Origin of the sequence: Sediminicola sp. YIK13 (assembly GCF_001430825.1) — a bacterium.
Lineage (GTDB): Bacteria > Bacteroidota > Bacteroidia > Flavobacteriales > Flavobacteriaceae > Sediminicola.
Genome location: NZ_CP010535.1, coordinates 776,725 through 795,163 on the forward strand (window position 1 = coordinate 776,725; position 18,439 = coordinate 795,163).

Annotated in this window: 12 protein-coding genes; 7 read left to right on the forward strand and 5 right to left on the reverse strand. The window is 41.3% G+C overall.

Annotated features, from left to right (window positions below):
* The first annotated feature begins 106 nt into the window (after positions 1-106).
* The 7 genes from ilvB (at position 107) to SB49_RS03475 (ending at position 11,086) form a co-directional block, all read left to right on the forward strand.
* Positions 107-1,840, forward strand: coding sequence for a biosynthetic-type acetolactate synthase large subunit (ilvB, locus tag SB49_RS03445; RefSeq protein WP_062053868.1), 1,734 nt, complete (start codon positions 107-109; stop codon positions 1,838-1,840).
* 58 nt (positions 1,841-1,898) lie between these two features.
* The gene (gene ilvN / locus SB49_RS03450; RefSeq protein ID WP_062053870.1) at positions 1,899-2,432 is read left to right on the forward strand and encodes an acetolactate synthase small subunit; all 534 of its coding nucleotides are present in this window, start codon (positions 1,899-1,901) and stop codon (positions 2,430-2,432) included.
* 50 nt (positions 2,433-2,482) lie between these two features.
* Positions 2,483-3,958, forward strand: coding sequence for a ketol-acid reductoisomerase (ilvC, locus tag SB49_RS03455; protein ID WP_062053872.1), 1,476 nt, complete (start codon positions 2,483-2,485; stop codon positions 3,956-3,958).
* Positions 3,959-4,073: 115 nt separating this feature from the next.
* Positions 4,074-5,339, forward strand: a complete 1,266-nt coding sequence (ilvA, locus tag SB49_RS03460) for a threonine ammonia-lyase IlvA (protein WP_062053874.1) — start codon at positions 4,074-4,076, stop codon at positions 5,337-5,339.
* Positions 5,340-5,504: 165 nt separating this feature from the next.
* The gene (locus SB49_RS03465) at positions 5,505-7,094 is read left to right on the forward strand and encodes an NADP-dependent glyceraldehyde-3-phosphate dehydrogenase (protein ID WP_062053876.1); all 1,590 of its coding nucleotides are present in this window, start codon (positions 5,505-5,507) and stop codon (positions 7,092-7,094) included.
* Between the two features lie 9 nt (positions 7,095-7,103).
* Positions 7,104-9,536, forward strand: a complete 2,433-nt coding sequence (locus SB49_RS03470; protein ID WP_145758350.1) for a glycogen debranching protein — start codon at positions 7,104-7,106, stop codon at positions 9,534-9,536.
* A 344-nt stretch (positions 9,537-9,880) separates the two neighbouring features.
* Entirely contained in the window at positions 9,881-11,086 is a 1,206-nt protein-coding gene (locus SB49_RS03475) for an MFS transporter (RefSeq protein WP_062053880.1), read from the forward strand.
* 122 nt (positions 11,087-11,208) lie between these two features.
* On the opposite strand, the gene leuB is transcribed toward SB49_RS03475, so the two are convergent.
* The 5 genes from leuB to recG form a co-directional block, all read right to left on the reverse strand.
* Positions 11,209-12,264: a 3-isopropylmalate dehydrogenase gene (leuB, locus tag SB49_RS03480; protein WP_062058823.1), complete on the reverse strand. Its 1,056-nt coding sequence runs from the start codon at positions 12,262-12,264 to the stop codon at positions 11,209-11,211.
* A gap of 54 nt (positions 12,265-12,318) precedes the next feature.
* Positions 12,319-13,836 carry an alpha-isopropylmalate synthase regulatory domain-containing protein gene (locus tag SB49_RS03485; protein WP_062053882.1) on the reverse strand — a complete coding sequence of 506 codons (1,518 nt, stop codon included), beginning with the start codon at positions 13,834-13,836 and terminating at the stop codon, positions 12,319-12,321.
* A 90-nt stretch (positions 13,837-13,926) separates the two neighbouring features.
* A complete protein-coding gene (gene leuD / locus SB49_RS03490) occupies positions 13,927-14,523 on the reverse strand; it encodes a 3-isopropylmalate dehydratase small subunit (RefSeq protein ID WP_062053884.1) in 597 nt (198 codons plus the stop codon).
* Between the two features lie 47 nt (positions 14,524-14,570).
* Positions 14,571-15,983, reverse strand: a complete 1,413-nt coding sequence (gene leuC / locus SB49_RS03495; RefSeq protein ID WP_062053886.1) for a 3-isopropylmalate dehydratase large subunit — start codon at positions 15,981-15,983, stop codon at positions 14,571-14,573.
* 274 nt (positions 15,984-16,257) lie between these two features.
* Positions 16,258-18,363: an ATP-dependent DNA helicase RecG gene (recG, locus tag SB49_RS03500; protein ID WP_062053888.1), complete on the reverse strand. Its 2,106-nt coding sequence runs from the start codon at positions 18,361-18,363 to the stop codon at positions 16,258-16,260.
* Positions 18,364-18,439: the final 76 nt, after the last annotated feature.

Genomic DNA, 18,439 nt, shown 5'->3' on the forward strand with positions numbered 1-18,439 from the left:
TGGCATTCAAAGGGATGTTGGGTTCTGTAAAATGGATTTGAGAAAATAGTGTTTAATTAATAACGCCCTTGACCCCTCAGCTGAAAAGAGGGATGGGATAAGGCCTATGGAAACAGTAAAAGAGAAAAAGACGGCAGTGCAGAAGAAGGCTACCATTAAAATAAGCGGAGCTGAAGCCATAATACATTGTTTGTTGGCAGAAGGTGTGGATTTGATCTACGGATACCCTGGAGGTGCCATTATGCCCGTTTATGATGAACTATATAAGTTTCAGGATAGATTGACCCACATTCTCACCCGTCATGAGCAGGGGGCCACCCATGCTGCGCAAGGATATGCCAGGGTTTCTGGGAAAGTAGGGGTAGCCATGGCCACCTCAGGTCCAGGAGCCACAAATTTGGTCACAGGTTTGGCAGATGCACAAATAGATTCAACTCCAATGGTCTGTATTACAGGACAGGTTGCACGACATTTATTGGGTTCCGATGCTTTCCAGGAGACCGATATCATTGGAATTTCTACCCCGGTGACCAAATGGAATTATCAGGTGACCGAAGCATCCGAAATCCCGGAAATACTGGCCAAAGCTTTTTATATAGCTAAATCAGGTCGCCCTGGGCCTGTACTTATCGATATCACAAAAAATGCCCAGTTTGACGAATTGGATTTTAGCTATGAACCCTGTAAAGCGGTTAGGAGCTATAATCCGTTTCCAAAACCTAAAATGAAGGACATAGAGGCTGCAGCTAAAATGATCAATGAGGCAAAAAAACCGTATATCATATTTGGTCAAGGGGTCATTTTAGGGCAAGCAGAGGAGCAATTGAAGGAATTGGTAGAAAAGGCAGGTATTCCTGCGGCTTGGACCATTTTGGGGCTTTCCGCAATGGATACAGCTCATCCTCTGAACGTAGGAATGGTGGGCATGCATGGTAATTATGGCCCAAATGTACTTACTAATGAATGTGATCTTTTGGTAGCCATAGGAATGCGTTTCGATGATAGGGTTACAGGAAATTTACAAACCTATGCCAAACAGGCCAAAGTTATTCACTTCGAAATTGATCCTGCGGAAATAAATAAAAACGTAAAAGCCGATATAGGAGTTTTGGGCAATGCAAAAGAAAGCTTAGAGCTATTATTACCGTTGATTAAGAAGAACTCACATGAATCTTGGCATCAGGAATTCAAGAATAAATATCAAATAGAATTTGATACGGTCATCAATAAGGATATCCATCCTACAAAAGAGGGATTGACCATGGGTGAGGTCATCGAACAGATCAATATAGCCTCCAATCATAAGGCCGTTATTGTATCCGACGTTGGGCAGCATCAAATGATAGCTTGTAGGTACGCAAAATTCAAACAATCGAAAAGTAATATTACCTCCGGAGGCCTTGGTACTATGGGCTTCGCCCTACCTGCGGCAATTGGTGCCAAAATGGGGGCTATGGACAGGGAAGTGGTTGCTATTATCGGTGATGGCGGATATCAAATGACCATTCAGGAATTGGGAACTATTTTTCAAAATAAAACTCCTGTTAAAATTGTGGTACTGAACAACGAGCATTTGGGCATGGTACGCCAATGGCAGGAACTCTTTTTTGAAAAGAGATATGCATCAACTGTGATGACCAATCCAGATTTTGTAAAGATTGCTGAAGGATATGATATCAAAGCAAAAAGAGTGACAGAACGCAAGGATCTAGCCGCCGTTGTTGCAGAAATGATGGCATCAAAAGACGCCTTTTTCTTGGAAGTTAAAGTTGAACAAGAGGATAACGTATTTCCGATGATTCCAACAGGTGCCTCGGTTTCAGATATCAGACTGAAATAGGGCAAAGGGTCGAATAAATTATTGTAGGGATTTCATTAGAAGGATTAAGAAATAGAGCATGGAAAAAGAGTGGTTCACCATATCGGTATATTCAGAAAACAATGTTGGATTGTTGAATAGGATATCTGGAATATTTTTAAAAAGACACATCAATATTGAGGGGTTAAATGTCTCAAAATCAGAAATTGAAGGAATTTCAAAATTCACTATAGTGGTATTTACTACCCAGGAATGGGTGCGTAAAATTGTGGGACAGATCGAAAAGCAGATCGAAGTCATAAGGGCTTTTTACCACACCGATGAGGAAACTATTTATCAAGAGTCGGCCTTATTTAAAATAGCCTCCAATTTACTGTTCGATGAACGACAGATACAAAACATAATTAAGGACAACAACGCGCAGATCGTAACCGTGTCCAGGGACTTTTTTGTAGTGGCAAAATCAGGTAGACGTCCCGAAGTAAACGAAATGTACAGCCAGTTAAAACCTTATGGTATCATGCAGTTTGTCCGTTCAGGAAGAATTGCAGTATCCAAAGCGGAAATGCAGATTTCTGCCTTATTGGAGGAATTTCAAACAACAAATAAATAATCAATAAATAGCTCCCCGATTTTTATCGGGATTAAAAACGAATTCAGAAAATGGCAAATTATTTTAATACACTATCCTTAAGAGAACAACTGACCCAATTGGGTAAATGTAGGTTTATGCAAGCCGCAGAATTTTCAGATGGTGTATCCGCCTTAAAAGGAAAAAAGATTGTAATTGTAGGTTGCGGGGCCCAAGGCCTCAACCAAGGTTTGAATATGAGGGACTCAGGAATGGATATTTCCTATACCCTTAGAGCAGCAGCTATCAAAGAACAACGCCAATCGTATAAAAATGCCAAAGAAAATGGCTTTAATGTTGGGACCTATGAAGAATTGGTGCCTACTGCCGATGTAGTGATAAACCTTACCCCGGATAAGCAACATACCAGCGTAGTTTCTGCTGTAATGCCCCTTATGAAAAAAGGAGCGACATTATCTTATTCCCATGGTTTTAACATCGTGGAAGAAGGGATGCAGATCCGTGAGGACCTTACTGTAATTATGGTTGCGCCAAAGTGCCCAGGATCGGAAGTTCGCGAAGAGTATAAAAGAGGCTTTGGAGTGCCAACCTTGATTGCGGTGCATCCAAACAATGATCCAGAGGGCAAAGGCTTGGCTCAGGCTAAAGCTTATGCGGTAGCAACAGGAGGACATAAGGCAGGAGTTTTGGAGTCTTCTTTTGTGGCAGAGGTGAAATCGGATTTAATGGGGGAACAAACCATTTTATGTGGGTTGTTGCAAACGGGATCTATTTTATGTTTCGATAAAATGGTTGAAAAGGGCATTGATAAAGGGTATGCCTCAAAATTGATACAATACGGTTGGGAAACTGTTACCGAGGGCTTAAAATATGGTGGAATTACCAATATGATGGACCGCTTGTCCAACCCGGCAAAAATAAAGGCCTTTGAACTTTCAGAAGAACTAAAGGAAATTATGCGTCCCTTGTTCAATAAGCATATGGACGATATTATGAGCGGACATTTTTCCAAAACCATGATGGAAGATTGGGCCAATGACGATAAAAACTTACATACTTGGAGGGCTGCAACGGGTGAAACAGCTTTTGAAAAGACTCCTGCTGGATCTGATAAAATTACCGAACAGGATTTCTATGACCATGGCGTATTGATGGTGGCAATGGTTAGAGCGGGTGTAGAATTGGCATTTGAGGCAATGACGGCTTCAGGTATTATAGCGGAGTCCGCGTATTATGAGTCGTTGCATGAAACTCCTCTAATAGCCAATACCATAGCCAGAAAGAAATTGTTTGAAATGAACCGTGTAATTTCTGATACTGCAGAATATGGCTGCTATTTGTTCGACCATGCTTGTAAGCCATTGTTGAAGGACTTTATGACAAAGATTGATACTGATGTAATCGGTAAGAATTATGGCGAAGGTAAGGGCAATGGAGTGGATAATGCAAAATTGATTGCAGTGAACAAGGCTTTGAGAAACCATCCTGTTGAAGTGGTAGGTAACCGTTTACGTGCCTCGATGACAGCGATGAAACGTATCGTTTAAGTTAGATAAAATTAGTTGTACACCATTTCGCAGTCGGGAACTTAATACGTATATTAAGACAACCCGACTGCGATTCATTATATCCATATCCAAGGGCTATGGAAAGCTAAAAATTATGACAAAAACTGTATCTACATATTTTCCTAAAATTGAGGATATAAAAAGGGCAGCCAAAGTGATTAGGCAAGTGGCCGATATTACCCCTTTGACCCAAAGTATCAGGTATTCCAAGCAGTTTGAAGCAAATATTTTGCTCAAGCGGGAGGATCTTCATAGGGTAAGGTCTTACAAAATCAGAGGGGCCTTCAATAAAATAAGCTCACTCTCAAAAGAAGAGCTGGCCAAAGGAGTAGTTTGCGCCAGTGCGGGAAATCATGCTCAGGGTGTGGCCTTTGCCTGTAATTATTTGGGGATTCATGGTACGGTTTATATGCCTTCGGTAACACCAAAACAGAAAGTGGAACAGACAAAAATGTTTGGTGGAGAATGGGTAACCGTCATCTTGGTAGGGGATACATTTGACGATTCCTCAAAAGCAGCAAAGAAAGCCTGTCAAGAACAAGGGAAGACCTTTGTACATCCTTTTGATGATCCTAAGACGATTGAGGGGCAGGGTACTGTTGGATTGGAGATTTTGGATCAGACTAATCTTCCTATCGATTATGTTTTTGTAGCCATTGGAGGGGGAGGTTTGGCATCAGGGTTAATTGGGGTTTTCAATGCCCTGTCCCCGAATACCAAGATCATTGGAGTAGAGCCAGAAGGGGCACCCTCCATGAAAACATCCATAGAAAAAGGAGTTAATACAGAGTTGAGGGAGATTGATAAATTTGTGGACGGAGCAGCGGTACAACGCGTAGGCGACTACACTTTTGCCATTTGCAAAGACCATCTCAACGACATGATCACCATCCCGGAGGGAAAAGTCTGCCAGACCATTTTGGACCTCTACAATAGGGATGCTATTGTAGTGGAGCCAGCAGGAGCATTGACAATTGCAGCCTTGGACTATTTTAAGGATGATATAAAAGACAAAAATGTGGTATGTATTGTCGGCGGTAGTAATAACGATATAACCCGTACGGCTGAGATTAAGGAGAGGGCTCTATTATATGGAAAATTGAAGCATTACTTTATTGTGAGATTTCCGCAAAGACCAGGTGCTTTAAAACAATTTGTAGCAGAAATATTAGGCCCCGATGATGATATCACCCATTTTGAGTATTCCAAGAAATCCAGTAAAGAAAATGCCCCTGCAATTGTCGGCATTGAATTGAAAAGTCCAGATGATTTGGAGCCCCTTATTTCACGAATGAAGGACAAGAATTTTTTTGGAGAGTATCTCAATGACAAACCGGACCTCTTTCAATACTTAATTTAAATACTATTTATGGCCGTTTTGTGAATTGGGACAACCTCAATCGTTTTCGGTGTGTTTCGATAAAAAGTATTGGATTGTATCGTAAAATTTAAAAATGTATTTTCTTAACTTCGTTGGGCAGCGGAGTCAATATTCCCTGATATTTTTATTAAAATTTTAGCAATTATGAGCAAAAAATCAAATATACCAGCTGAATTTGAAATTACCAATGTGATCCATCACAATACCTATTTGGTAGATGGAGAGCTTAAGAAATGGGAAGGAAATTCCACCGAGGTATACTCCACCATATCATCAACGGAGGCCTATAAACCTACCTTATTGGGAAGTATTCCCGATATGGACGAAAAATCGGCCCTAGATGCCTTGGGGGGTGCGTTGAAAGCCTATAACCAAGGGCAAGGTGCATGGCCTACCATGAGGATCAGTGATCGAATTGAGTGTATGGAGAAGTTCGTCAAGAAAATGGAGGCGAAAAGAAATGAGGTCGTGAAATTGCTGATGTGGGAAATAGGCAAATCCCTGCCAGATTCTGAAAAGGAGTTCGATCGTACCGTAGATTACATTTACGACACCATAGAGGATTATAAGCAGTTGGACAGGGATGCTGCGAAATTTAAAAAGCACGATGGGGTTTATGCCCATATCCGCAGGGGTCCATTGGGAGTGGTTCTTTGTCTGGGACCTTACAATTATCCGCTGAACGAAACCTTCGCCCTATTAATCCCTGCCATTATCATGGGGAACACCACTATTTTTAAACCAGCAAAACACGGGGTCTTGTTAATTACTCCCTTATTGGAAGCTTTTAGATCCAGTTTTCCAAAAGGGGTTGTCAATATTATTTTTGGTAGGGGAAGAACAGTGGCAAGCCCGATCATGAAAACGGGAAAAGTAGATGTACTTGCCTTGATCGGGAACAGTAAATCTGCCAATGCACTGCAAGAACAACACCCTAAAAGCAATAGATTGCGATTGGTCTTGGGCCTAGAGGCCAAAAATCCGGCTATTATCCTTCCTGACGCCGATATGGACCTTACAATAGATGAATGTATAGCAGGAACATTATCCTTCAATGGACAGCGTTGTACAGCCTTAAAAGTGGTTTATGTGCATGAGGATATACAGGAAGAGTTCAATAAACGCTTTGCTGAAAGGGTAGATGCCCTGAAGTTTGGCAATCCGTGGGAGAATGGCGTAAAGCTAACCCCCTTACCGGAACCTGGAAAACCAGCCTATATTCAAGAATTGATAGACGATGCACTTTCTAAGGGCGCAAAAATAATAAACAAAAAAGGCGGTAAGCATTCCGATAATTATATTTGGCCTGCGGTATTGTACCCGGTTACAAAAGATATGAGGGTATATCAGGAAGAACAGTTTGGACCTGTGATACCCATACTTTCATTTAAGGATATTGAAGAGCCCTTGGATGACATGGCGGCCTCAAATTATGGGCAACAGGTAAGTTTGTTCGGGAAGGATGTATATGCCTTGGCTCCCCTGATAGATACCTTGGTAAATTTGGTGTGCAGGGTCAATTTGAACAGCTCCTGTCAGCGTGGACCGGATGTGTACCCTTTTACAGGGCGTAAAGATTCTGCACAGGCTACCCTGAGTGTACATGACGCACTGCGTTCGTTCTCCATACGTACTTTTGTGGCCAGCAAGGACAATGCCCTGAACAATGAAATCCTCGAAAAACTATTGGATTCCAAGCTATCAAATTTTATAAGTACGGACTATATACTTTAAAAAATCACTATGGAAAACAGAACGGTATTGTATCGTATAAATTTTTGGTCTTTACCGGTTTGTTTTTTAATGGTTCTATTATTTATAGGCTGTAAAAAAGGCAATGTTGATTCGAGTTTTGCTGATATACTTGCCAATACTACACATATTGAAGGTAAGTCAGTATACCTAAATTCACCTTATGTAACTGCTGGCAACAGAGTTTATATGGTAGGTCATCAAGATGGTACTTTTCCTGAAATTGGATGGCATATCAAAGGGGAAATGGGCGGTATCTGGAATCATCCCATAAAATTGATGGATGGTTTTCAGGTGGATCTTTATTTGGGTAATGACGCCCACACTCTGGATAGTGCCCATACCTTCGTAAACTACCCTTTTGCCAATAAGCATATGTATTCGGTTCCAAATAAGGGGATAGAAATAGATAGATGGCAATTTGTACCAGATGATAAGGAAGGGATCAGTATTCAATTTGTGGTAAAAAACACCTCAAACGAACCCCGGGACCTAAAACTTAAATTTATAGGGAGCACTGATCTTAGTCCTACATGGTTAGGGGAGCGCACTCAAATGGTCGATGGTTTGGATAAGGCAAACTATGATTCAAATTTGGACGTTTGGATAGCTCAGGATGAAAATAATCCATGGAACGTCGTTTTTGGAGCTGATAAAAAATCTGTAGAACATAAGGAAGAAAATTACGCTTATGCTGGAAAAGGCAAAGCTGCCTCATTGACCTATCCTGCCAGTATTTCGGGCCATGGGGAATGGATAATTACGTTTACGGTGGCCGGATCCTACAAATCAAAAGAGGCCGCAATTGAGAACTACTGGAATATCAAAGGGAATCCCCATGAAGATTTAGCGAAGAAAAAAGAACGTTACCTGCAATTGGCCAATAATTCCAAACTGACAATTCCCGATCAAAATGTACAACAAACCTTTGAATGGCTGAAGTACAATTCGGATTGGTTGGTAAGAACAGTCCCTGAAATAGGTACAGGTATAACCGCAGGTATTCCGGATTATCCTTGGTGGTTTGGGGTGGACAGTGAGTATGCCCTGAAAGGCAATATGGCCATTGGACAGACTGATGTAGTGGAAAAAACAATCAGCTTATTGGACAGCATGTCCACTGTGGTCAATGGAAACGGTAGGATCATCCATGAAATGTCTACCAATGGTGCGGTGTTCAACAAGGGCAATATCAATGAAACACCACAGTTCACTTCGTTGATTTGGGAAACCTATTTATGGAATGGGAATATTGAATTTTTAAAAAAATACTTCCCAACCATCAAAAAAGGATTGAAATGGTTGATGGAAGAGAATGATGCCAACAAAAATCTGTTTCCCGATGGTTTTGGGATGATGGAAATACATGGGATGGACAGTGAAATGATAGATGTTGCCGTCTATACCCAAAGAGCTTTTGAAGACGCATCAAAAATAGCATTGGAGCTTGGGGATGAATCATTAGCACAATCCTATGGAAAAATGGCATCAATCTTAAAGGATAAAATCAATAAGGAATTTTGGTCAGAGTCCTTTAAGTCCTATGCGGATTTTATAGGGACGGACCAACAGGCCTTGCGGTTGATTGACGATGCTATTATCAGGGCAGATACATTGAATAAGCCTTGGGCAGTTCAAGAACTTAAGAAAACCAAGGAATCTATTTTAAAACAGCCTTCGAATACACCTAGACCATTTGTCCTACACCACAACTGGGTGGTAAACACCCCAATGGAAATGAAAATTGCAGACCAGCACAAGGCAAATGCGGCACTTGAAACAGCCGAAAAATACGTAAACCCTTTTGGAGTATTTGTCACTGGCATTGATCGTGATGAATCTGCCGGATCGGATGAAGGTTCCTTCAAAGGGAGTAAAGTTTTTTCATATACCGGCGCTGTTATGACATTACCGACTGGTGTACAGGCCATAGCGGAAAATAATTATGGTCATCCCGATAAGGCCTTACATTATCTAAAAAGAATGTCAAGATCCTTTAGCTATGCCCTTCCCGGTAGCATGTACGAGGTTTCTCCAGATTATGGGATGATCGCCCAAGCATGGAATATTTATGGTTTTGCGATCCCGATTGTCCAGCAATTTTTTGGTATTCAACCCTATGCGGCACAAAAAAAGGTAACCATTGAGCTTCAAATGCCCGAAACGTGGGAGGAAGCCTCATTGGAAGATGTTATAATAGCCGACAATAAGATTTCCGTCTTCTACAAAAAATCCAATGGTCAGATGTCACTTAAAGTCCTACAGCAGAATGAGGATTGGACGGTAGATATTATTTTTCCTGTTAGAAGGGGTAATAAACAGTATAAAATTTTGGAAAGTCCCTCCCCCGTCAAATCTGTTAACGACCATTTTATAATCAGTTCCAAGCAGGCTTCTACTGAACTTTTGATTTCCTATGAATAACCGAACCTTAAAAGTAAGGGAAGCAGGTTTCCTTCGTCAAAGGTATTTCAAGTTCTTTTAATTCCCATTCTATTTGTTTGATTACCAATGTGTTTATCATGACCTAAAGAGAAATAGGTCCTTGGTAGCACATTACTTCAATTTCCTATTTTTTACTGGTACATGAGATCTTTTCCTAGCGTTTTAGGGTAGGATCAATGGGTATTTAGTGACATAAATCGGGTAAGTAAGCATAGGAGGAACGAAAAGGACCATTGTAATTTTGTAATATGGAATTGGGGGTATTCTTTTTAAAAAGTAATGAAAATGGATACCCTTAATGTTTAACCTTAGAAATACTATTTATGAATATAAAGACATCTAATAAAAAAGCCTTGATTGCCTTGGCAATTGGAGGTTTCGGTATAGGGATGACAGAATTTGTCATTATGGGTATTTTACCCGATGTGGCAAATGCCCTTAATATCACAATTCCGCAAGCGGGTCATTTTATTGCAGCTTATGCGTTGGGCGTTGTGGTAGGAGCCCCACTATTTACGAGTATTGGAGGCAAATGGCCTGCACACAAGGTGTTACTGGTCTTAATGCTTTGGTTTACAGTATTTAACACATTGTCCGCATTTTCAGAGAGTTATTCTATGTTATTGGTTTCTAGATTTTTATCGGGATTACCACATGGTGCATTTTTCGGGATAGGGGCCGTAGTAGCGGGAAAACTTGCCAAACCAGGAAAAACTGCTTCGGCTATTGCAACAATGTTCGCCGGACTTACGATTGCCAATGTGATAGGAGTACCTATTGGAACCTATTTTGGACACCATTTTGATTGGAGTGTTTCCTTTTTGTTAGTGGGATTGGTTGGTGTTTTGGCTATGTTGAGTGTATATTTCTGGATGCCAACGTTGTCAAAATCCTCAACCAGAGGTTTTAAAAAGGACGTAAAAGTTTTTAAACGAACGGAGCTATGGATCCTTATATTACTGACTACCATCGGAACAGGGGGATTTTTTGCGTGGTACAGTTATATCGCGCCCCTGATCATTAAGGTATCGGGTTATCCGGAAAGCATGGTGGGCTATGCCATGATCATAGCAGGTCTTGGGATGGTTGTGGGGAATTTCCTCGGGGCCAAACTGACTGAAAAATTGGCACCTATGAAGGCTATCATTGTTAGTTTATCCTTAATGGTCACCGTATTGATAGTGAATACGTTCGTAGCCCAGAATCCAATCGCCATATTGGCATTGACATTCTTTATTGGGATCATCGCTTTTAGTGTGGCCACACCTTTGCAAATGGCAATTATAAAGGCCTCCAAAGGTTCTGAGATGTTGGGCTCTTCCATGAACCAAAGTGCCTTTAATATGGGTAACGCTTCTGGAGCTTATTTGGCAGGACTGCCCATAGCCATGGGGTATGGGTATACGTCTGCTAGTTTTGTAGGTGCAGCCATGGCCGGTTCCGGGATTTTAATTGCAGTGGCCATCGTTTGGAGCAAAAGGGAACAAAGAATCAAAGAAGAGAAACGTAGAATTGCCTTTAATAACTAGAACAGCGTTTGACACTTAGAAACTAAAAATCCTCGTTGCTAATTCAATAGTGACGAGGATTTTTTTATTGGTTTAAGTTACAGTAAGGGTTGATTTTGTCTTACGTTTATATTCTTAAAGTCCTAGATGTTTTTGGCTAGCCAATTCCCAACTTCACTGGTCTTAAAAGAGGTGCCACCATCTGCAAGATCTTCTGTCACGTAGCCTTGTTCCAAGGATTTGTTAACAGCATCACGTATGGCCTGTGCCTCATCGGTAAGCTTGAAATCTTCGAACATCATGGCCGCAGATAATACAGTGGCCAAAGGATTGGCAATATCTTTTCCGGCTGCCTGTGGATAGGATCCATGTATTGGTTCGTATAATTTTGCCTTGGTGCCCACGGAAGCTGAGGGCATTAAGCCCATAGAACCGGAAATAACGGAGGCTTCATCCGTAAGAATATCACCAAAAAGATTTTCGGTGATCAAAACATCATAGGAGTTGGGCCATTGTACTAGGCGCATAGCCACGGCATCCACAAATTCATAGGATACGGTCACTTCTGGGTAATCTTTTTCCATCGCTTGTACGGTTTCCCTCCACAAACGTGATGTTTCCAATACATTGGCCTTATCTACGCAACATAGTTTTTTCGAACGCGTCATCGCCAATTCAAATCCCTTTTTGGCAAGGCGTTGAACCTCATTTCTTTTATAGGTACAGGTATCAAAGGCGGTGTCACCATTGTCCAATCTGCCTCTTTCCCCAAAATAGATCCCACTGGTCAATTCCCTTAAGAATATAAGATCAGTGCCTTCGATGCGTTCTCTTTTTAAGGGCGACTTATCGATTAGGGAAGGAAAGGTAAAGGTGGGTCTTACATTGGCGAACAATCCCAGTTTTTGGCGCATTTTAAGCAATCCTTGTTCTGGACGTACCTTGGCGGAAGGGTCGTTATCGAACCTTGGGTGTCCAATAGCGCCAAAAAGTACCGCATCGGCAGCCAAACAGATCTCATGGGTCTCATCTGGATAGGGTTCACCAACAGCATCAATAGCGGCGGCTCCCGTTAGGGCAGGTGTCCAATCAATTTCGTGGTTAAACTTGTCTGCAACTGCATTACATACTTTTACGGCCTGATCTATTACCTCTGGTCCAATTCCATCTCCTGCTAGAAGAGCGATATTTAATTTCATTTGATTGTATTTATAGTTTTTAATGCGCTTATGGCTGCCATAGGGCATTATGTATTATATGATATTCAACATTTTTTCTGTGGCTTTTATGGCCGATACGGTCTGGTCAGAATCCAATCCACGTGTCGTAAACTCCTTGTTGTCGTGTTCCCAAGTGATTAGCGTTTCACAAAGGGCATCGGAATTACTTCCTGGAGGAATCCTTACTGCATAATCTATCAAGTTGGGAAGACTAATTTTTTTTGAGCGATACACCTTTCTCAGCGCATTCATAAAAGCATCGAACTGCCCGTCTCCCTGGGCGTGCTCCTCATAGGATTCTCCTTCAATTTCAACTGCCAAAGACGTAGATGGTTGCAATCCTTTGGAATGGGTGAGAACATACGATTTTACAAATACTTTCTGTTGTAGGGACCCGCTATCCAAAACATCAGAAATAATGTATGGCAAATCCTCTTTGGTGACTCTTTCCTTTTTGTCTCCGAGCTCAATGATCCGTTGGGTTACTTTTTTAAGCTCCTCATCATTTAAGGTCAACCCCAATTCCTGCAAATTCTTTTGAATATTGGCTTTTCCTGATGTTTTTCCCAATGCGTATTTACGTTTTCTGCCAAAACGTTCTGGGAGCAGATCATTGAAATATAGGTTCTTTTTACTATCCCCATCGGCATGTATGCCCGCTGTTTGTGTAAAAACATTGTCCCCTACGATAGGTTTATTGGCAGGTATTCCGAAACCTGTGAAGGCCGAAACCAATTTACTTACTTTAAAGAGCGATGGTTCTTTGATGGAAATTTCTATTTCAGGTAAAAAATCGTTCACCACGGCCACGACACTTGCCATTGGTGCATTTCCTGCACGTTCGCCCATACCGTTGACGGTCAGGTGCAAACCATGACAGCCTGCTTTAATAGCTTCCATGACATTGGCAACGCTAAGGTCATAATCATTATGACCATGAAAGTCAAAATGTAATTCGGGATATTTTTGTACGATCTGTGATATAAAACTATAGGTTTCATAATGGGTCAATACCCCTAAGGTATCGGGCAACATGATCCTTTTTACTGGTTGTTTGGATAAAAATTCCAGAAATTGGAAAACATACTCAGGGGAATTTCGCATGCCATTGCTCCAATCCTCAAGATATACATTGGTTTCAATACCCATTTCATTGGCCTTGGCTATGGTTTCGGATATTTCCGCAAAATGCCGCTCTGGTGTCTTTTTGAGTTGATGGGTCAAATGGTTTAAAGACCCCTTGGTCAGTAGGTTCTGTACCTTGGCACCTGCGGCTTCCATCCATTTCAAGGAGACCCCATTATCAACAAACGTTAAAACCTCAACATTGTTTAAATACCCTTTTTCAAAAGCCCATTTGGTGATTTGTTGAACGGATTGAAGTTCCCCATCAGATACCCTGGCAGAAGCCACCTCAATACGATCTACCTGTAGCTCTTCCAATAAAAGTTTGGCCAGCGTAAGCTTTTCAGAGACCGAAAATGAAACTCCGGAAGTCTGTTCCCCATCCCTTAAGGTGGTATCCATTATTTCAATCTTTCTCTTTTTCATTTAAAGGGTGCTCAACTATTTTATTAAAGACCCAATCAAAAAAATGATTTTTCCTGATTGGGCATATTTATTTTAAATTTTACTGTGAAATTATAATGGCAGGTCCTGAGAAAATTCGGTTATCTCTTCCTTCATGTTCAAGAGATAATCAATATCATCAAATCCGTTTAGCATATTATCTTTCTTGTAAACATTGATATCAAAAGATTCTTGTTCACCCGTTGCAAGGATGGTGATAGTCTGCTCCTTTAGATTGATTTCCAATTCGGATTTAGGGTCAGCCTCTATGGAAGCATATATTTTTTCCAAAAATTCAGCACTGACCTGAACGGGCAGTACGCCAACGTTCAAACAGTTATTTCTAAAAATATCCGCAAAGAAACTGGATACCACACAGCGGAATCCATAATCATAAACGGACCATGCTGCATGTTCCCTGGAAGAACCAGAGCCAAAGTTTTTACCACCTACTAAAATTTTACCACTGTATTTGGATTGATTGAGTACAAAATCCTCCTTAGGGGAACCATCTGCATTGTATCTCCAATCCCTAAAAAGATTGTCCCCAAAGCCAACACGTTCCGTAGCCTTTAAAAATCGGGCAGGTATGATTTGATCGGTATCCACATTTTCAATAGGAAGTGGAACCGCGCTGCTTTTTAGTATTTCAAATTTATCGTATGCCATTTTTTGTTATTTTTTGTAGACCGAGGTGGTCCTAATTTTTGTTCAGGTTAGACGGTTTCTACTTTCTCCATTAATTCTCTTGGATCTGTTACCCTTCCTGTTACCGCGGCGGCGGCGGCAACCAACGGACTGGCCAATAAGGTTCTGGAACCTGGCCCTTGTCTCCCTTCAAAATTTCTATTGGAAGTACTCACGGCATATTTTCCGGCAGGGACTTTATCGTCATTCATGGCCAAGCAAGCGGAACATCCTGGTTCACGAAGTTCAAATCCGGCTTCGTTCAGGATATCCAAAATACCTTCTTCCTTAATGGCTGACTCTACCTTATGTGAACCAGGCACCAACCAGGCAGTCACGTTTGATGCTTTTTTTCTTCCTTTAACAATAGAGGCGAACGCCCTGAAATCTTCTATCCTTCCATTGGTACAACTTCCTAAGAAAACAAAATCTATAGGCTTTCCAATCATGGAATCACCCTCTCCAAAGGCCATGTACTGCAAGGACTTCTTATAGGTGGCAACCCCACCTTCCACAGCCTCGGCATTTGGAATATCATTGGAAATACCCATACCCATTCCTGGATTGGTCCCATAGGTGATCATTGGTTCAATATCGGAACCATTAAAGGTCACTTCTTTATCAAAAGTGGCACCTTCATCGGTTTTCAATGTTTTCCAGTACGCCATTGCTTTGTCCCATGCTTTACCTTCGGGGGTAAATTCACGACCTTTTACATAGTCTAACGTTTTTTCATCAGGAGCGATCATTCCACCACGGGCACCCATTTCTATACTGAGGTTACAGACCGTCATACGACCCTCCATACTCATGTTTTTAAACACATCCCCGGCGTATTCCACAAAGTAGCCAGTTGCACCTGAAGTGGTTAATTGAGAGATGATATATAGGGCCACATCCTTTGGTGTTACCCCGAAGTTCAGATCTCCTTTTACATTAATACGCATGCTTTTGGGCTTGGTCTGCATAATGCACTGGGTGGCAAGGACCATTTCAACTTCTGAGGTTCCGATACCAAATGCTATGGCACCAAAAGCCCCATGGGTAGAAGTATGTGAATCCCCACATACTATAGTGGCACCAGGTTGGGTAATTCCATATTCCGGACCTACCACGTGAACAATACCGTTTTTTTCATGTCCCAATCCCCAATAGCTAATGCCGTGTTCTTTGGAGTTCTCTTCCAAAGCCCTAAGTTGATTGGCCGATAATGGATCGGCAACAGGCAAGTGTTGGTTAATGGTTGGGGTATTATGATCTGCTGTAGCAAAGGTACGCTCTGGGTGTTTTACACCGATTCCCCTACTTTTGAGACCTAAAAAAGCAACAGGGCTAGTAACTTCATGGATCATATGACGGTCTATGAACAATACATCTGGACCATTTTCAATTTTTCGTACTACATGGGAATCCCATACCTTGTCAAATAATGTCTTTTTCATTTTCTATTCTAAATTTTCAACTATTCATTGGATATATTGGACATAGGACCTAATCATAGATGGTATGCCTTCCAAAACAATTCAAATTTAACATATTGAACCAACATCACACCTAACACCCTTGGTTAGAAATACGATGTTCAACACATAATTTTGTGCTTTTTTAGATTGTAAAAAAGCCAAGATGTCCCTTGAATAATTAGACATGACCTTTAAGAAAGTAAGGTTGGCGCCACTTGGAAATTGATTGGTGATATGGGTACAAAAACGGGCTTTAACTGATATAATTCCAAATATTCTTGAATTTTATCAATTGGGCATAGGTATACCGAATAACATGATTTTCCTCTTTTTGCAATGAAGGGTCTTCCTTTAATAATTGTAATACGTGGTATCTGGCAGCTTTTAAAATATCATTGTCTTTTATGATGTCCGCTATTTTCAAATTAAGGACACCACTTTGTTGGGTACCCATTAAATCCCCCGGCCCCCTGAGTTTAAGATCCACCTCCGAAATCTCAAATCCGTCATTGGTACTTACCATGGTATCCAATCTGGTTTTTGCTTCTGCAGATAATTTATGGCTGGTCATTAGGATACAAAAACTTTGATCCGCACCACGTCCAACCCTTCCTCTCAATTGGTGTAATTGGGATAATCCAAAGCGTTCGGCACTTTCAATGATCATTACGGAGGCATTTGGGACATTTACCCCTACCTCAATAACCGTAGTAGCTACCATGATCTGGGTTTTACCCGAGACAAACCGTTCCATTTCATAATCCTTGTCCTCTGGCTTTAGTTGGCCATGAACAATTGAAATTTGATAGTCGGGGAGAGGAAAGTCCCGCGAAATACTGGCATACCCATCCATTAAATCTTTGTAATCCAGTGCTTCGGATTCCTGGATCAAGGGATAAACAATATAGATCTGTCGTCCTTTTTTAATTTCATCCCTAATAAAGGCAAATACCTTCAATCTGTTGGCATCGTATCTATGTACCGTTTTTATAGGTTTCCTTCCAGGGGGGAGTTCATCTATGACAGAAATATCCAGGTCCCCATAAAGGCTCATTGCCAAAGTACGGGGAATAGGAGTTGCCGTCATTACAAGGATATGGGGAGGCATTTCGTTTTTATGCCATAATTTAGATCGTTGGGCTACCCCAAATCGATGCTGTTCATCAATAATGGCAAGCCCTAAATTCTTAAACTGTACCTTATCCTCCAATAAGGCATGGGTTCCAATTAGAATATGAAGATTCCCACTTTCCAAGTTTTCATGGATAACGCGGCGTGCCGATTTTTTTACAGATCCGGTCAAGAGGGCTATCTCAATACCTACACCGCTCAAGAGTTCTTTTATGCCATTGTAGTGCTGGTTGGCCAAGATTTCTGTTGGTGCCATTAAACACGCTTGAAATCCGTTGTCAATGGCCAAGAGCATCGTCATAAGGGCCACAATGGTCTTCCCTGAGCCAACATCCCCTTGGAGCAACCGATTCATTTGGGCATTGCTGCCCAGATCGGTTCTAATTTCCTTGATTACTCTTTTTTGGGCGTTGGTCAGTTCAAAAGGGAGGTGGTTTTTGTAAAATTCATTGAAAATAGTTCCAACCTTGTCAAAATTATAACCTTTAATCTTTTGTTTGCGCAGGAGTTTTTTAGAGATCAGTTGCAGTTGCACGTAAAAAAGTTCCTCGAATTTTAATCGAAATTGAGCTTTTGCCAACAGTTCCGTACTCTTTGGGAAATGAATGTTGAACATCGCCTTGCTTTTAGGAAGCAGGTGTAATTGGTTCAGCAGCGGTTCGGATAAGGTTTCCTTGAAATGTCCCTTGGTCTCTATGAACAATTGCTGCATCAGCTTATTGATCACCTTATTCGTTATTCCCTTGTTGCTGAGTTTTTCAGTGGAGGGATATATGGGCTGCATGGCGATCTGGATACCCTTCTCATGCTCGGATTGTAGTTCCATTTCTGGATGGGGCATGGAGAATGTCCCATTGTAAAAATTGGTCCTACCAAAGATTACATAAGGAGTATTCAGTTTTATATTTTCCCGTATCCATTTTTGCCCCCTAAACCAGACGAGTTCCATTTGTCCGGTATCATCCACAAAGGTGGCGACCAGGCGTTTTCCCTTCTTCTGCTCCACCGACTTTATATGGGTAATTTTTCCAAGTACTTGGACATCGGCACTGTTCCGCTGCAGCTGGTTTATTTTATAATATTGGGTTTTATCTATATATCTATTCGGAAATAGGTTGATGAGATCTTGGTAGGTATGGATTCCCAGCTCCGATTGGAGTGTTTCGGCCCTATTGGGGCCTACTCCTTTCAGGTAAACGATAGGCGTTTGTAGGGAATTGGAATTCATGCGTCTAAAATAGTGGTTACTCCATACACCTGCAACAAACCAAATTTCTTATTTTGGTACAGGTTTTGACAATGAG

Coding starts and splice junctions, on each gene's coding strand:
- ilvB (WP_062053868.1), top strand. CDS start 107: ATGGAAACAGTAAAAGAGAAAAAGACGGCAGTGCAGAAGAAGGCTACC.
- ilvN (WP_062053870.1), top strand. CDS start 1,899: ATGGAAAAAGAGTGGTTCACCATATCGGTATATTCAGAAAACAATGTT.
- ilvC (WP_062053872.1), top strand. CDS start 2,483: ATGGCAAATTATTTTAATACACTATCCTTAAGAGAACAACTGACCCAA.
- ilvA (WP_062053874.1), top strand. CDS start 4,074: ATGACAAAAACTGTATCTACATATTTTCCTAAAATTGAGGATATAAAA.
- SB49_RS03465 (WP_062053876.1), top strand. CDS start 5,505: ATGAGCAAAAAATCAAATATACCAGCTGAATTTGAAATTACCAATGTG.
- SB49_RS03470 (WP_145758350.1), top strand. CDS start 7,104: ATGGAAAACAGAACGGTATTGTATCGTATAAATTTTTGGTCTTTACCG.
- SB49_RS03475 (WP_062053880.1), top strand. CDS start 9,881: ATGAATATAAAGACATCTAATAAAAAAGCCTTGATTGCCTTGGCAATT.
- leuB (WP_062058823.1), bottom strand. CDS start 12,264: ATGAAATTAAATATCGCTCTTCTAGCAGGAGATGGAATTGGACCAGAG.
- SB49_RS03485 (WP_062053882.1), bottom strand. CDS start 13,836: ATGAAAAAGAGAAAGATTGAAATAATGGATACCACCTTAAGGGATGGG.
- leuD (WP_062053884.1), bottom strand. CDS start 14,523: ATGGCATACGATAAATTTGAAATACTAAAAAGCAGCGCGGTTCCACTT.
- leuC (WP_062053886.1), bottom strand. CDS start 15,983: ATGAAAAAGACATTATTTGACAAGGTATGGGATTCCCATGTAGTACGA.
- recG (WP_062053888.1), bottom strand. CDS start 18,363: ATGAATTCCAATTCCCTACAAACGCCTATCGTTTACCTGAAAGGAGTA.